The organism is Nocardia violaceofusca NBRC 14427, from assembly GCF_963869435.1.
In the GTDB taxonomy this organism is placed as follows: domain Bacteria; phylum Actinomycetota; class Actinomycetes; order Mycobacteriales; family Mycobacteriaceae; genus Nocardia; species Nocardia aobensis.
Window position 1 is genome coordinate 12,551 of the sequence record NZ_CAWMPM010000048.1, and the last position, 13,915, is coordinate 26,465.

13 protein-coding genes and 1 riboswitch are annotated in these 13,915 nt (G+C 67.2%); of the genes, 3 read left to right on the forward strand and 10 right to left on the reverse strand.

What is annotated here, in order from left to right; all coding sequences use genetic code 11:
* Positions 1-102: 102 nt before the first annotated feature.
* Positions 103-197: riboswitch (glycine riboswitch) on the reverse strand.
* Between the two features lie 92 nt (positions 198-289).
* From AC5592_RS32305 to AC5592_RS32330, 6 genes are all read right to left on the reverse strand, one after another.
* The gene (locus tag AC5592_RS32305; protein WP_051024556.1) at positions 290-880 is read right to left on the reverse strand and encodes a MerR family transcriptional regulator; all 591 of its coding nucleotides are present in this window, start codon (positions 878-880) and stop codon (positions 290-292) included.
* Positions 881-1,159: 279 nt separating this feature from the next.
* Positions 1,160-1,633: a bifunctional nuclease family protein gene (locus AC5592_RS32310; RefSeq protein WP_030517724.1), complete on the reverse strand. Its 474-nt coding sequence runs from the start codon at positions 1,631-1,633 to the stop codon at positions 1,160-1,162.
* Between the two features lie 79 nt (positions 1,634-1,712).
* Positions 1,713-2,486 carry a transcriptional regulator FtsR gene (gene ftsR, locus AC5592_RS32315; protein ID WP_104363541.1) on the reverse strand — a complete coding sequence of 258 codons (774 nt, stop codon included), beginning with the start codon at positions 2,484-2,486 and terminating at the stop codon, positions 1,713-1,715.
* Positions 2,487-2,541: 55 nt separating this feature from the next.
* Complete coding sequence (gene odhI / locus AC5592_RS32320; RefSeq protein WP_036500944.1) at positions 2,542-3,012, reverse strand: oxoglutarate dehydrogenase inhibitor Odhl; 471 nt, start codon at positions 3,010-3,012, stop codon at positions 2,542-2,544.
* A 220-nt stretch (positions 3,013-3,232) separates the two neighbouring features.
* Complete coding sequence (gcvH, locus tag AC5592_RS32325; RefSeq protein ID WP_036500942.1) at positions 3,233-3,631, reverse strand: glycine cleavage system protein GcvH; 399 nt, start codon at positions 3,629-3,631, stop codon at positions 3,233-3,235.
* A 101-nt stretch (positions 3,632-3,732) separates the two neighbouring features.
* Entirely contained in the window at positions 3,733-4,302 is a 570-nt protein-coding gene (locus tag AC5592_RS32330) for a CDP-alcohol phosphatidyltransferase family protein (protein WP_036500985.1), read from the reverse strand.
* A 272-nt stretch (positions 4,303-4,574) separates the two neighbouring features.
* Here AC5592_RS32330 and AC5592_RS32335 point away from each other — a divergent pair, with 272 nt between their 5' ends.
* Positions 4,575-6,269, forward strand: a complete 1,695-nt coding sequence (locus tag AC5592_RS32335; protein ID WP_036500940.1) for a GMC oxidoreductase — start codon at positions 4,575-4,577, stop codon at positions 6,267-6,269.
* Between the two features lie 90 nt (positions 6,270-6,359).
* Positions 6,360-7,253 carry a nuclease-related domain-containing protein gene (locus AC5592_RS32340; RefSeq protein WP_036500938.1) on the forward strand — a complete coding sequence of 298 codons (894 nt, stop codon included), beginning with the start codon at positions 6,360-6,362 and terminating at the stop codon, positions 7,251-7,253.
* Between the two features lie 12 nt (positions 7,254-7,265).
* Here the strand turns inward: AC5592_RS32340 and AC5592_RS32345 are convergent, their stop codons facing one another.
* Positions 7,266-7,988, reverse strand: coding sequence for a phosphatase PAP2 family protein (locus AC5592_RS32345; RefSeq protein ID WP_063820359.1), 723 nt, complete (start codon positions 7,986-7,988; stop codon positions 7,266-7,268).
* A 65-nt stretch (positions 7,989-8,053) separates the two neighbouring features.
* Entirely contained in the window at positions 8,054-10,090 is a 2,037-nt protein-coding gene (locus AC5592_RS32350; protein WP_084507531.1) for an acyl-CoA dehydrogenase family protein, read from the reverse strand.
* 201 nt (positions 10,091-10,291) lie between these two features.
* Between AC5592_RS32350 and AC5592_RS32355 the strand changes: the two genes are divergently transcribed.
* Positions 10,292-11,674 carry a threonine/serine exporter family protein gene (locus tag AC5592_RS32355; protein ID WP_036500979.1) on the forward strand — a complete coding sequence of 461 codons (1,383 nt, stop codon included), beginning with the start codon at positions 10,292-10,294 and terminating at the stop codon, positions 11,672-11,674.
* A gap of 52 nt (positions 11,675-11,726) precedes the next feature.
* Here AC5592_RS32355 and AC5592_RS32360 read toward each other — a convergent pair whose 3' ends face one another.
* Both AC5592_RS32360 and AC5592_RS32365 read right to left on the reverse strand, forming a co-directional pair.
* Positions 11,727-12,446 carry a TetR/AcrR family transcriptional regulator gene (locus tag AC5592_RS32360; protein ID WP_063013819.1) on the reverse strand — a complete coding sequence of 240 codons (720 nt, stop codon included), beginning with the start codon at positions 12,444-12,446 and terminating at the stop codon, positions 11,727-11,729.
* 126 nt (positions 12,447-12,572) lie between these two features.
* The gene (locus AC5592_RS32365; RefSeq protein WP_063066361.1) at positions 12,573-13,808 is read right to left on the reverse strand and encodes a cytochrome P450; all 1,236 of its coding nucleotides are present in this window, start codon (positions 13,806-13,808) and stop codon (positions 12,573-12,575) included.
* Positions 13,809-13,915: the final 107 nt, after the last annotated feature.

Genomic DNA, 13,915 nt, shown 5'->3' on the forward strand with positions numbered 1-13,915 from the left:
CCCCTCTGTCGTGGCGCCTGAGAGATTCGGGGTCGCGCGCGATCCCTTTCCCCATGGGCGGGCGGCCCGCATTGTGTGCGGCCGCCGCTTTCCAGAGGCGTCGAACTCCGTACGGTCCCTGATGCCTGAGAGATTGACGGGGAGGTGCTGCTCCTTCGGCGTCCAGGACGTACCCGGAACTCTCCCGCACGGCGGCGACGCACCCTCAGTCTAAGCGGTGCGCGGTAAACGCCATGTTGCCGACCCAGCTCAGCGCGCAGTCGGCTCCGTCACATTCGGCGCGGGACGATTATCCGGTCTTGCGGTTCTCGCGGGCCTTGCGGCGGTAGGCCAGTTCGTCCTCGGGCCGGTCACTCGCCTCGTGGGTTTCGGCGCGTTCAGCCGGGAAGTTGGCGATCGCGCCGGTCAGCTCGCGCATGGCTCCGCTGACGGCGATGCCGAAGACGCCCTGCCCGCCCTGCAGTAAATCGACGACCTCTTCCGGCGAGGAACATTCGTAGACGGTGGTGCCGTCGGAGAACAGCGTGATCCCGGCCAGATCCTCGACCCCGCGGCTGCGCAGATGATCGACGGCGATGCGGATGTTCTGCAGTGAGATACCGGCGTCGAGCAGCCGCTTCACGATCTTGAGGACCAGGATGTCCTTGAAGGAGTACAGACGCTGGCTGCCTGAACCGGTGGCGCTGCGGATCGAGGGGACGACGAGCCCGGTGCGGGCCCAGTAGTCGAGCTGCCGGTAGGTGATACCGGCCACCTGGCATGCGCTGGGGACGCGGTAACCGACCAGCTCGTCGGGCACCGTGTCGTCAGGGAACAGCCCTGGCTGCACGACCGCGGTGGGCCGCGGGTCGGGTGCTGGTTGCTGCGGTCGGTCTCCCACTGCTACTCCCTCACTGCATCGCCGAAGAAGAACAACGGCCTAACTGTCGAGGCTACTCTGTCGATTGTCTCGGCAGCACGGGCATGGAGCCAAACTCCGCGTGCGGCGTGTTTCTCACCCTCTACGTGAGGTATAGAACACAATCCAAGATCATCTCACCGCCGCGCGCGGTCCGATGATCAAGCCAGACTTCCGAACAGCTCAGCTGTCGGTGGCCTCGAAACAGCTCAGCTGTCGGTGCCCTCGAAACAGCTCAGCTGTCGGTGCCCTCGAGACAGCTCAGCTGTCGGTGGCCTTGAAATCGTCCGGTGACACCGACTCGAGGAACTCCTTGAACTTCTCCACCTCGTCCTCGCGTTCGTCGGGCATCACCAGCCCGGCTTCCTCGAGGACCGGTTCCTCCGCGTAGATCGGGCAACCGACCCGCAAGGCGATAGCTATCGAATCCGACGGACGTGCGGAGATCCGCACGTCGTTGTCGAAGACGAGGTCGGCGTAGAAGGTGCCCTCCTGCAAATCCACGATTCGCACCTCTTTCAAGGTGTGGCCGAGGTCGTGGATCAAGATCTTGATCAGGTCGTGGGTCAGGGGCCGGATAGGGGTCACCCCCTCCTGCTCGAGCACGATGGCGGTCGCCTCGGCCTGACCGATCCAAATGGGCAGATAACGGTCGCCCGACTCTTCACGCAGCAGCAACACGGGCTGGTTCTGGGGCTGCTCGACCCGGATGCCGATCACACGCATTTCACTCATCGCACTGGCCTCCCATACTCGCCGGCCGCCCGCACGAGCCCAGCTGGGCAGGCCGTATCACCGAGTCTAGGCGAAGAATTCAGCCGCCGAGGGAAGCCCGCACCGACGTCTTCACCAAGCTGGTATGCAGCGTCAGCGACAGCGCCGCCAACTCGCGTACCGTCTCCTCCGCGCGGGCCCGGGCATCGGCGTCGCGACTCTTGGCTATCGGCGCGGCGATCTGAGCGATCATCGCCGCCTCCCGGTCCGCTGCCAGCTTGAACGCCCGCAGATGCCGTGCCTCCAAACCGAATTCGCTCATCGCCTGCGCGGTGCGAGCCAAGGTGACGGCCTCGGCGTCGAAGAATCCGGCAGCGCCGGGCGTGATGAGCCCGGCGCGAATCAGTTCGGTGAGAAATTTCTCATCTATCCCGGCCTGCTCCAGCAGATCGGCACGCGTGACGCGCATTTCGTGATCGAGGCGCAATTCGTCCGGCGACACCTCACCGGGCACCACGCCCAGCCGCCGGGGCGCCGCGGGTGCGCCCACCGTGCGGGTGGACTCGGGCGCACGCCCCGAGCCGTCCACACCGGCGCCGTCGGCCCGGGCCCGCGCTTCGCGCACACCCAGGGTCGCCGCGCCGCGGTCGATCGCTTCGAGTTGCTCCTTGATCACCTTGAGCGGCAGATACTGATCCCGCTGCGCGGTCAGCACGAACTTCAGCCGCTCGACATCGGCGACCGAGAATCTGCGATATCCCGAAGGCGTGCGCTCCGGGCGGATCAGCCCCTCGGATTCGAGGAAGCGGATCTTGGAAATGGTGATGTCCGGAAAATCCGGACGCAGCAGGTCCAGCACGGAGCCGATCGACATTCCTCCGCGTGTCCATTGCGCTGCGCCAGTCATCAGTGGAATCCGCCTCGGCCGTTTATGCGCTCGGCTCGTTGACCTGCGGCCGCGGTCCGGTCAGGAAGACCAGCCGGAACTTGCCGATCTGCACCTCGTCACCGTTCTGCAGCTCCGAGGAATCCACCGGCTCGCGGTTGACGTAGGTGCCGTTCAGGCTGCCCACGTCGACGACCTGGAAGGTGTCCTCGTCCTGCCGGAACTCCGCGTGCCGACGGGACACGGTGACATCGTCGAGAAAGATGTCGCTGTCGGGGTGACGGCCCGCCGACGTGGTGGGCTGATCCAACAGGAACCGCGACCCCGCGTTGGGACCGCGCTTGACCACCAGCAGGGCGGCACCCGCGGGCAGCCCCTCGACCCCTTGCACCGGCTGCTCGCCGGTCTGCTCACCGGAGCGCGACGCGTCGACCTCGTTGAGGAAGTCAGCGCGGAACACCGAAGTCGTTTCGGCCGCGCTCTCCCCGTATCCCGGGTCTTTGTTCTCGCTCACCCTTGCTCTCCTCCTCGAACCGATTTTCCGTACCGGTATCCGGCGCCAATTCCGAGCGCACTGCCCTCGACCCGCGCCACCCATCGCGACCGGCTGTCGCGCTGTCAGGTGTCACCGGCAAGTTCCGGCAGAGTTCCCGGCACCGGCCGCCGGCACATCTGTTGGCATTGACCGTACCCTGCTGGGCCGCACCCGTGCAGGTAGAACTGGGAAGGCTGACTCAGCCCTCGATAACTCCTTGGTAACCTGCGGCATCGAGCAATGCGCCGAGGGCGGTTTCGAGTGCCTCGGCGTCGTCGATCTGCAGCTCGAACATCCAGCCGTCACCGTAGGGGTCGGTATTCAACGACTCCGGCTCGGAGTCGAGATCCTCGTTCGCCGCAACGACTTTCGCGTTCAGCGGGGCGTAGATCTCCGAGACGCTCTTGGTCGATTCGACCTCGGCGATCGCCTCGCCGGCGGACACCACGGTGTCGACCGCCGGCAGCTGCACGAACACCACATCACCGAGCTGCGACTGGGCGTAGTCGGTGATACCGACCCGGACACGGTTCGGCGCGATCCGCTGCACCCATTCGTGTTCCTCGGTGTAGCGAAGGTCCTCGGGAAGGTTGGTCACAGGCTGATTCCTCTCACGGGGCGTCCTTTCACGGGCGTCGGCCAACCGGCGTTCGGCACAACTCTATCGACCCGGACCGACACGGCGGATCGCCACACCCGCTACGAAGTTGCTCGCGGCGCAACAGGTATGGTTCGAGCGACCGCGAAGGCCTTGCGCAGATACAGCAGACCCGTCCACACGTAGACCGCGGTTCCCCACCACAGCAGCGCCCAGCCGAACGCCCGGCCGAAACCGGCGGCCGCCCAATCCATCTGGCCGGCCAGCAACCACGGCAGCGCCGACATCAGCGCGAAAGTGGCGGCCTTGCCGAGGTAGATGACCTCCGGCGGATCGAGGTTGCGGCGGCGATAGATCGGCAGCGTCGCGCTCAGGATCAGGTCGCGCCCGATCAGTACGACCACGAACGGCCACGGCAGGATTCCGCGCACCAGCAGACCGAGCACGGTGGCGATGAGATACAACCGGTCCACCAACGGGTCCAGCAGGGCGCCCAGCCGCGAGTACTGGTCGAGCAGCCGGGCAAGTTTGCCGTCGAGGTAGTCGGTGACACCGCTGGCGACCAGCAGCGCGAACGCCCAGCCGTCGGCATGCAGGACCAGCAACAGCCACAGGAAGACCGGCACGCCGATCAGCCGCAACACACTCAGCACGTTCGGCACGGTGAGAATGCGGTCGGTCTCCGCGCCGGCCGCGACGTCCGCGGGTTCGCGCGCGGGCTCCGAATGCTCGGAGGCCTGATGGTCGGGGCCGGACCCGCCGGCCGGTCGGTTGCTCACGCCTGTTGCTTACCCGAACCGATCGCGCCGCGCCATTCGGGCACGCCGCGACGGGTGCGGCGGCACGATAGGTTTATCAGTCGCATCCGGCAGGGTGGCACACCAGCACGTGACACAATGAGTCCTAAATCGTTTCATTGTGGATGCGGTGACGAGAGGAAGACATGCCCGACTTCGACTACGACGTGGTAGTGATCGGCTCCGGTTTCGGCGGCAGCGTCAGTGCGCTGCGTCTCACCGAGAAGGGCTATCGGGTGGCCGTGCTGGAATCCGGACGGCGCTGGCCCGCGGAGTCCATTCCGAAGTCGAATTGGAATGTGCGCAAGTCGATCTGGGCGCCGCGCCTGGGCCTGACCGGCCCGCAGCGGATCAGCCTGCTCGGCAAGTGCGCGGTGTTCTCCGCCGCGGGCGTCGGCGGCGGCTCGCTGATCTACGGCAACACCCTCTACGAACCGCTGCCGAACTTCTACACCGACAAACAGTGGGCTCATATCGCCGACTGGCGCAGCGAACTGGCGCCCTATTACGACCAGGCCAAGCGGATGCTGGGCGTGGCGCCCAATCCGCGTGTGACGCCCGCCGACGAGGTGATCCGTTCCATCGCAGACGATCTCGGCGTGGGTGATACCTATCACCCCACCAATGTCGGCGTGTTCTTCAACGAGGAGCAACCCGGTGTCGAGGTCGACGACCCGTACTTCGGCGGCGCCGGCCCGCGCCGCAGCGGCTGCATCCACTGCGCGCGCTGCTTCACCGGCTGCCCGCACAACGCCAAGAACACCACCCCCACCAACTACCTCTACCTCGCCGAACAGGCCGGCGCCAAGGTCTTCGAGCTGACCACCGTGACCCGCGTCCGGCCGATGGTGGGCGGCGGCTACGCGATCGAGACGCAGCGTGCGGACCGCTGGGTTCGCAAGGGCCGCAAGACCTTCACCGCCGAACAGGTCGTCTTCGCCGCCGCGGCGCTGGGCACCCAGAAGCTGTTGCACAAGATGCGCGACGACAAGGTGCTGCCGAATCTCTCGCCCCGGCTGGGTGAGCTCACCCGCAGCAATTCCGAGGCCATCCTCAATGTGGTCAGCCGGCAGCGGCGCGACTTCGCCGAGGGCATCGCCATCACCTCCTCGATCCACCCCGAGCCCGACACCCACATCGAGGTCTGCCACTACGGCAAGGGACAGAACGCGCTGTTCCCGATGTCGGTGCCGATCGTCGACGGCGGCGCGTTCCGATTCCTGCGCTTCCTGCTGGCCATCGTGCTGCACCCGCTGGTGTTCGCGCGCAGTCTCAACGCCCGCCATGCCTCGGAGAAGTCGGTGATCCTGCTGGTGATGCAGTCACTGGACAATTCGCTGACCTCGTTCCGCCGCTGGGGGCAGCTGAAGACCAGGCAGGGCACCGGACAACCGAATCCGACCTGGATTCCGCTCGCGCACGAGGTCGGCCGCCGATTCGGCGAGAAGGTCGACGGCGACGTACACGGCCTCGTCATGGATGTGTTCGACATCCCCGCCACCGCGCACTACATCGGCGGCTGCGTGATCGGCGAAGGGCCCGAGAGCGGTGTGGTGGACCCGTACCAGCGGGTCTTCGGCCACCCCGGACTGCATATCGCCGACGGATCCGCGGTCACCGCGAACCTCGGGGTGAACCCGTCGCTGACGATCACCGCGCAGGCCGAACGCGCGATGGCGTTCTGGCCCAACAAGGGTGAGGCCGACCCGCGCCCGGAACTCGGCGCGGCCTACCGTCGTATCGACCCGGTCGCCCCGTACTACGCCACCGTGCCGGACAGCGCGCCCGGCGCGCTGCGACTGCCCATCGCGCCGATCGATCCCGCGCCCGCCGAACGCTGACCGCCGACACCGGCGCGTCGAAGTCTCCCCCGGACCCGTAGTGCCCCTTATGCTTTCCGGTATCGAGTGTCGACGGAAGGGCGGTCGCCAATGCTCGTGCGAGTGCAGAACGCGGCCGGAACCCTGGCCGAGCGGGTCCTCATCGACTGGCTGCGCACCTGGAAGGGGCCGGACGACCCGCAGGGCGTCGCGACGGTCAACTGCGGTCTGTTCTACGCGGACCGGTTGCATCAGTTCGACGCGGTGATTTGGACGCCGACCACCTGCGTGGTGATCGAGGCCGAGGCCCTGGTCGAGCGGGTGAGCGGCGACCTCGAGGTCCCGCTGAACGGGCCGTGGCGGGTCGGCGGGCACGTGGTGAGTTTCGACGGCAGCGAGCGCGGCACACCGCTGGACCGCTCCCGCGAGCACACCCACGCGCTGCAGAACTGGCTGGCCGAACGCGGACTGGGCCAGCGCGTCGTGCAGGGTGTGGTCGTGGTGGTGCCGCCGCACGGCGCGAACCCGACGATCCGTCAACTGTGGAACGATCCCGGCTTCCAGGTGGTGCTCGGCGACGACCCCAAGCGGCTGGCCGACTGCCTGACCGCGCTCACCTCGCAGGGCCGGGCGCAGTGGACGGTGAACGACGTCGCACTCACCTTCCGCGGATTGGGCATCCTGCCGTATCTGCCCGCCCCGCAGGATCTCGTCGCCGAGGGATTCGGCGGACCGGTGGACACCACGCTGTGGTACGGCGGACCGCAGCAGGCACAGGCCGAAGCGTTCATGGAGGAACAGGCCCACGCCGATCAGCCCTACGGGCTCCCGGCCGCGATCACGATGCCCTGGTACAGCCCGTGGAACCTGTATCCGAAGGAGGCCGACCGGATCGATCCCGGCCGGGCGGTGCTGCGTATCCTGCTCGCGATCGGCATGCTCGTCGGGGCTGCCTGGGTGGTGTGGTTCGTGATCACGCTGGTCCTGAACTTCGGGCCCGGCTGAGCCGCACCCGGCTCAGGCCGCGGGCGTGCCCGCCGTGCGATCGGTGTCCCCGCGACCCGATTCCGCCTGTCCACCGGTTCCGGTCTCGTCGGCGTCCTCTGCCCGAAGCCGCCGGTTCTCGTACCGCAGGCGCAGTGTCGTCGTCACCGTCCAGCACGCGGTTACCGCCGCGATCGCGAAGGCGGTGCCGCCGACGACATCGGTCGGATAGTGATAGCCGCGCCCGACCATGCCCACCGCCACGGCCGCCAGCGCGAGCGCGGCGAGCACGCCGATGACGATGCGCCAACGCACGGTGGCGGCGACGAGCAGCACACCGGTCGCGATGGCGACGAATTGGACGGTGTGCCCGCTCGGATAGGCGAGGTAGTGGTGTAAATGCCTGTCCCACAGCGGTTTCAGCGCCCAGGTGTTGATCGCGACCACCAGCTCGGGGACGACCACCAGAAATCCGGCACCCCACCAGTCGCGCCGCCGGACACAGTAGAGCACGCCGATCAGCAACAGCGGCAACACGATATAGGCGTTGCTCGGCACCACCAGCGCGTCGTAGACACCCCGATGCGCGTCCAGGCCCTCGTGCACCTCGTCACCGATCGCGCTGTCGAACGTGGTCGGTCCCCCGCCGGCGGGAAAGCTCAGGGGGACCGTCACGGTGATCAACAGGCCGATCAGGGTGACGGCGGCGGCAACGAGACGCGCTCGATATCGAGCGACCGGCGGTGGAGCGGACACCTGTCGACCATAGCCGCGTCCGGCTACTGCCCCACCCTCACCGGCCGCCGATATCGAGCACGGCTTCACGCGCCCTGGTGCACGCTCGCGTCGTCGAGCATCGCCGCGCGCAACATGGCCTCGGGCACGCCGAGCGCCTCGACCAGGGTGGCCGACTCCGGGCGCAACCGGTCCACGAGTTCGTTGACACCGCGGCGCACCGACTTGGCCCGATCCACCGACATGAAGCGGTGCATGATGTACCAGGCCTGATTCTGTTCGATGGTGGAGTACACGAACAGATCGCAGACCGTGTCGGCCAGCGCTCGCGCCTCCGGATCCTCGATATCGGCGATGCCCTCGATGAACGCCTCCAGCACCAGCCGGTCGATATGCGCCTCACCGGCGGCGAGGATATGGTCCTGCGCGTTGTTGAACGCCTCGAACGGGCCGGTCTCCTCGGCCCGCGCGCGCAGCCGGTGCGCGGCGGTACGGGTCAGATAGTCCTCGCGGTCGGCGAACAGCTGCAGCTGCACCGAACGCCGGGCCAGATCGCCCTCGTCGACGCCGTCGTCGGAACGGTCACGCAGACGCTGGATGAGCTGGCGCACACCCGAGGTCTCGCGCACCACATCGCGCGCCATGGTGGCCGCGAACTTCACCCAGCCCAGAGCGTCGAGATCACGCACCTCGTCGGAGTAGGCGGTGAGCAGCTCCTTGGCCACCAGCTGGGTCAACACCACGTTGTCACCTTCGAAGGTGGTGAACACGTCGGTGTCGGCCTTCAGGGTGACCAGCCGGTTCTCGGTGAGATAGCCTGCGCCGCCGCAGCATTCACGGCATTCCTGGATGGATCGGGTGGCGTGGCGGGTCTGCGCGACCTTCAGGCCGGCGGCCCGCTTCTCCAGCGCGCGCTGCGCTTCCGGGTCCAGATTCTGCCCGGTCTGCACCAGGTGCATGCGCCGCACCAGATCGTTCTGAGCGAACGACAGCGCGAACGCGCGCGCCACATGCGGAAAAAGCCGGCGCTGATGGCTGCGATAGTCCAGCAGCAGCGTTTCGCTGCCGTCGTCCGGATCGGAGAACTGGCGGCGCTTGTCGCCGTAGCGCAGCGCGATACTCAACGCCACCCGCGCACCGGCGGCGGCCGCACCACCGACACTGACCCGCCCGCGCACCAGCGTGCCCAGGGTGGTGAAGAACCGGCGGCTCGGGTTCTCGATATCGGAGCGGTAGGTCCCGTCGGCGTCGACGTCGGCGTAGCGGTTGAGCAGGTTCTCCCGCGGAATCCGGACGTGATCGAATTCGATGCGGCCGTTGTCGACGCCGGGCAGACCGCCCTTGAGACCGCAATCCGAGGTGGTCACGCCGGGCAGGTCGTTGCCCTCCTCGTCGCGGATGGGCACGAGGAAGCAGTGCACGCCCTTGCTTTCGCCGCCGGTGATCAGCTGGGCGAAGACCGCCGCCATCCGGGCGTGTTCGGCGGCGCCGCCGATGTAGTCCTTGCGAGCGGAGGCGGTAGGACTGTGCACCACGAATTCGCCGGTCGCCGGGTCGTAGGTGGCGGTGGTCTCCAGATTCGCCACATCGCTGCCGTGCCCGGATTCGGTCATCGCGAAACAGCCGAGCAGATCCAGCGACAGCAGTCGTTTGACGACGTCGGTGTGGCGGTCGGTGCCGAGATTTTCCACCGCGCCGCCGAACAGCCCCCACTGCACACCGGCCTTCACCCACAGCGACAGATCGGTGTAGGCGAGCATTTCCAGGCCGGTGACAGCACCGCCGGGATCGCCGGTTCCCCCGTGTTCCAGGCTGAAACCTTTTTCCGCATAACCGAATTCGGCGATGAGGCGCATCTGTTCCAGCACCCGCGCACGGGCCTGGCGGTAGTCGAGATAGGGATCGCCGAACAACCGGTCGTCGACCAGCTGCCGGCGCGCCTGCTCCCTGACCTCACGCCACGGGCCGTCGAGCGCGGCCCGCAAATGGTCGGCGGTCGACTTCCCGGTCTTCGATGGTCCGGTGTTCGATGTCCCCGTGTTCGATGTCCCGGCCTCCGGCTGCGCGGAGTTCGATCTCACGGAATCTGCTGCTTCGGTACCCGTAGCCGTATCGGTGCCCATGGTTATCGACTGTAGCGGGAGTGCGGAAACGCCGGGGATAACCAGTGAATTGCCCAGCTCGCCACTCCCGCCGGGGAGAGGGAGCTGATCCGCGACCGCCTATCGGCGCCGACTACCGTGTGTCGTGTGACAGATGAGTTGGAGCCCGAACTCGTCCGCACGGGGCCGGAGACCCAGCCCAGTTCGTTGTGGCATCGGGCGATGGGAGCGGTAACCGATCGGCTGGTCGCGCAGCGGCGCGCCACGGTGGACTCGGTGGTCGAGGCACCGGCCCCGCTGAAGCCGATCGATCTCACCGACGACGCCGCGGTAACCGAGGTACTCGACCTGGCCGAACGGGTCGGCGAGGTGGTGCTCGCCTCGGGCACCGCCGTGACCGACACCAGCACACAGGTCGAATTCATCGCCGCGACATACGGTTTGGCGCAATGCGATATCGACGTGACCTACAACTCGATTCGCATCTCCGCCGACCGGGGTCCGTCGCTGCCACCCGCCAGCACCATGCGGGTGGTGCAGTACCGCTCGCTGGACTTCACTCGCCTGACGGCCGTCGACCGTCTCACCCGGCGGATCCGCCGCGAGGTGGTGCCACCCCAGGAGGCGCACGCCGCGCTCGACGCGATCACCACCGCGCCGCACCCCTACAACCGGTGGATCGCCACTTTCGGCTGGTCGCTGCTGGCGGCGTCGATCGCGCTGTTGCTGGGCGGTGGCGCGCTGGTCGCGGTCGTGAGTTTCGCCACGACGTTGCTGATCGACCGCTGTAACCGCGAACTGAACAAGCGCGGCCTGCCCTTCTTCTTCCAGAACATGATGGGCGGCATCATCGCCACCCTGCCGGCGATCCTGCTGCAAACCTTCGCCGAGGGTTTGGAAACCAATCCCAGCCTGATCGTCGCGGCCGGAATCACCGTGCTGCTCAGTGGTTTACAGCTGGTCGGCGCGGTCGAGGACGCGATCACCGGCGCACCGATCACCGCCGCGGCCCGCATGTTGGAAGTACTGGTCATGACCGGTGCGATCATCGGCGGCGTCGGTTTGGCGCTGCGCGGAGCCCAGGCCTTCGGCGCGCAGGTGCCGCCGATCGACATGTCGCCGTCCTACGACATCACCAATCTGCCGTTGAAGATCACCGCCGGTGCGGTGGCGGCGGCGGCCTTCGCCCTCGCCTGTTATGCCGAGCGCCGGGCCCTCACCGTCGCCGCCCTCAGTGGTGCCGGGATCACCGTGTGCTATCTGTTCGTGCAGCACGCCGGTTTCGGTCCGGTGATCGCCGCGGCGGTTTCGGCCACCGCGATCGGTCTCGCCGGTGGTCTGCTCGCCCGCCGTGCGGTGACGCCTCCGCTGGTCGTCGCCATCGCGGGCATCACTCCGCTGCTTCCCGGTCTCAAGGTCTACCGGGGCCTGTTCGCGCTGATCAACGACGATCTGCTGGTCGGGCTGAATCAGATGTTCGCCGCGCTGGTGGTCGGCTGCGCCCTCGGCGGCGGTATCACGCTCGGTGAGTGGTTCGCCCGGTGGCTGCGCCGCCCGCGGATCCTGCGGCGGGTCACCGGGGTGCGACCCGACGACTTCACCTGAGACCGCCGGGTCCGCGGCCCCGAGCCGGAGGATCGATTTCGCCCGAGATTCCTCAGGCCGCGAATCCGATGGAGCGGGCCAGATCCGCCAGCGTCGCATCGAACAGGGCGTCCGGATTACCCACCGGCATCGGGTAGTTACCGAACACTTCGAGCGTGACGTGACCGTACAGCCGCGCCCAGAACTGGATCATCAGATAGGTGACGCCCAGGTCCAGCTTCTCGGCCGGGAACTTCTGCCCCGATTCGGCGAGCACGGCGAGCAGTTCGGTCTGGAATCCGACGAGGTCTTCGCGCAGCGCGTGCGGAATCACGTCGGTCGGCGGGGTGACGATGTCGTAGGTGGTCAGCAGCCGGCCCGCGGCCTCCAGGAAGATGCGGCCGAACGGTTCGTCGAATTGCCGCATGGCGCTGGCCGAACCACCGGCCGGCGAGGCGAACACGAGCGTGAACTCGTGGGCATGGGCCAAAGCCCACTGCCGGAAACCCTTGCAGATGGCGAACAGCTGGACCATGCCGTCCTCGGGCAGCTCAGCCACCTGTTCGGCGAGCTCCTGGGCCAGGTCGGCGCAGATATCGCTGCGCAGCGCACCCACCAGATCGTCGCGGGAGGCGTAGTACCGATACAACGCGGGTGCGGTGATACCCAGCTCACGCGCGATGGCGCGCAGGGTCACCGCCTCGGGTCCCTGCTCCACCAGGAGCGTGCGGGCCACGCGCCGGATATCGGCGTCGCTGACCGCGGGCATCCGGCCCCGTCGTGCGGCTGTCATGCGTCGTCCTTCGTCGCATGCGCACCGGCCCCGACGTCACGGGTACGTCGAGGCCGGTGCGCACACTGTGTCCTGGGCCGCCGGAGACCGGGAACGCCGAGGGCGCTGCCCCGGCGGCCGCGGCGCTCACTCGTAGGCGACCTGCCAGCTCTTGATTCCGTTCAACCAGCCCGAGCGTAGCCGGGCCGGCTCGGACACCTCACGCAGGTTGGGCATCACGTCGGCGATGGCGTTGAAGATCAGATCCAGCTGCAGCCGGGCCAGGTTGGCGCCGACGCAGTAGTGGGTGCCGGTGCCGCCGAAACCCACGTGCGGGTTCGGGTTTCGCATGATATCGAATTCGAACGGCTTGTCGAAACGTTCCTCGTCGAAGTTCGCCGAGGAGTAGAACAGGCCGACCCGCTGGCCCTTCTTGATCGGCTGGCCGCCGATTTCGGTGTCCGACAACGCGGTTCGCTGGAACGCGATGACCGGGGTCGCCCAGCGTACGATCTCGTCGGGCGCGGTGCGCGGCCGCTCGGCCTTGTAGAGCTCCCACTGCGCCGGATTGTCCACGAACGCCTTCATGCCGTGGGTCGTGGCGTTGCGGGTGGTCTCGTTACCGGCCACGGCCAGCAGGATGACAAACCACGCGAACTCCTCCGAGCCCAGCGCCTCGCCCTCGATGTCGGCGTTGAGCAGCTGGGAGACGATGTCGTCGGCCGGGCATTTGCGCTTTTCCTCGGCGAGGTTCCACGCGTAGCCCATGACCTGGGCGTTGGCCATCTTGTAGCTGTCGGCGTACTCGGGGTCGTCGTAGCCCATCATCTGGTTGGACCACTCGAACAGCTTGCCGCGATCCTCCTGCGGCACCCCGAGCAGTTCGGCGATCGCCTGGAGCGGCAGCTCACAGGCCACCTGCTGGACGAAGTCGCCGCCGCCGGTCTTCTTCGCCTCGTGCACGATCCGCTCGGCGCGCTCGCGCAGCGCGGCCCGCAGGCTCTCCACCGCACGCGGGGTGAAGCCGCGCGAGATGATGCGGCGCAGCTTGTCGTGCGCCGGCGGATCGGTGTTGACCAGCATGGCCCGCTGGATCTCGATCTCCTCGCGGGTGATCTCGCCGTTGAAGCGGATCACCGCGGTGTTCTCCTGCGTGGAGAAGACCTCGGAATTCTTCGAGATCTCCTTGATGTCGTCGAGCCGGCTCACCACCCAGTAGCCGCCGTCGTCGAAGCCACTCACTCCGTTGGGCTGGTCGACCCACCACACCGGGGCGGTGCGGCGCAGTTCGGCCCATTCGGCCACGGGCAGGCGCTGCGAGAGCAGATCGGGGTCGGTGAAATCGAAATCGTGACTGATGGACGGCAGAGACGGCGCGGACACGGTACCTCCTTTGGAACACGTTCCTAGGAGTGAACCACACCACACCCGTTTTGTGAACACCTATTAGTAAATAATGTTCACGAGCTTGTTCCGGTACCCCAGCAAAT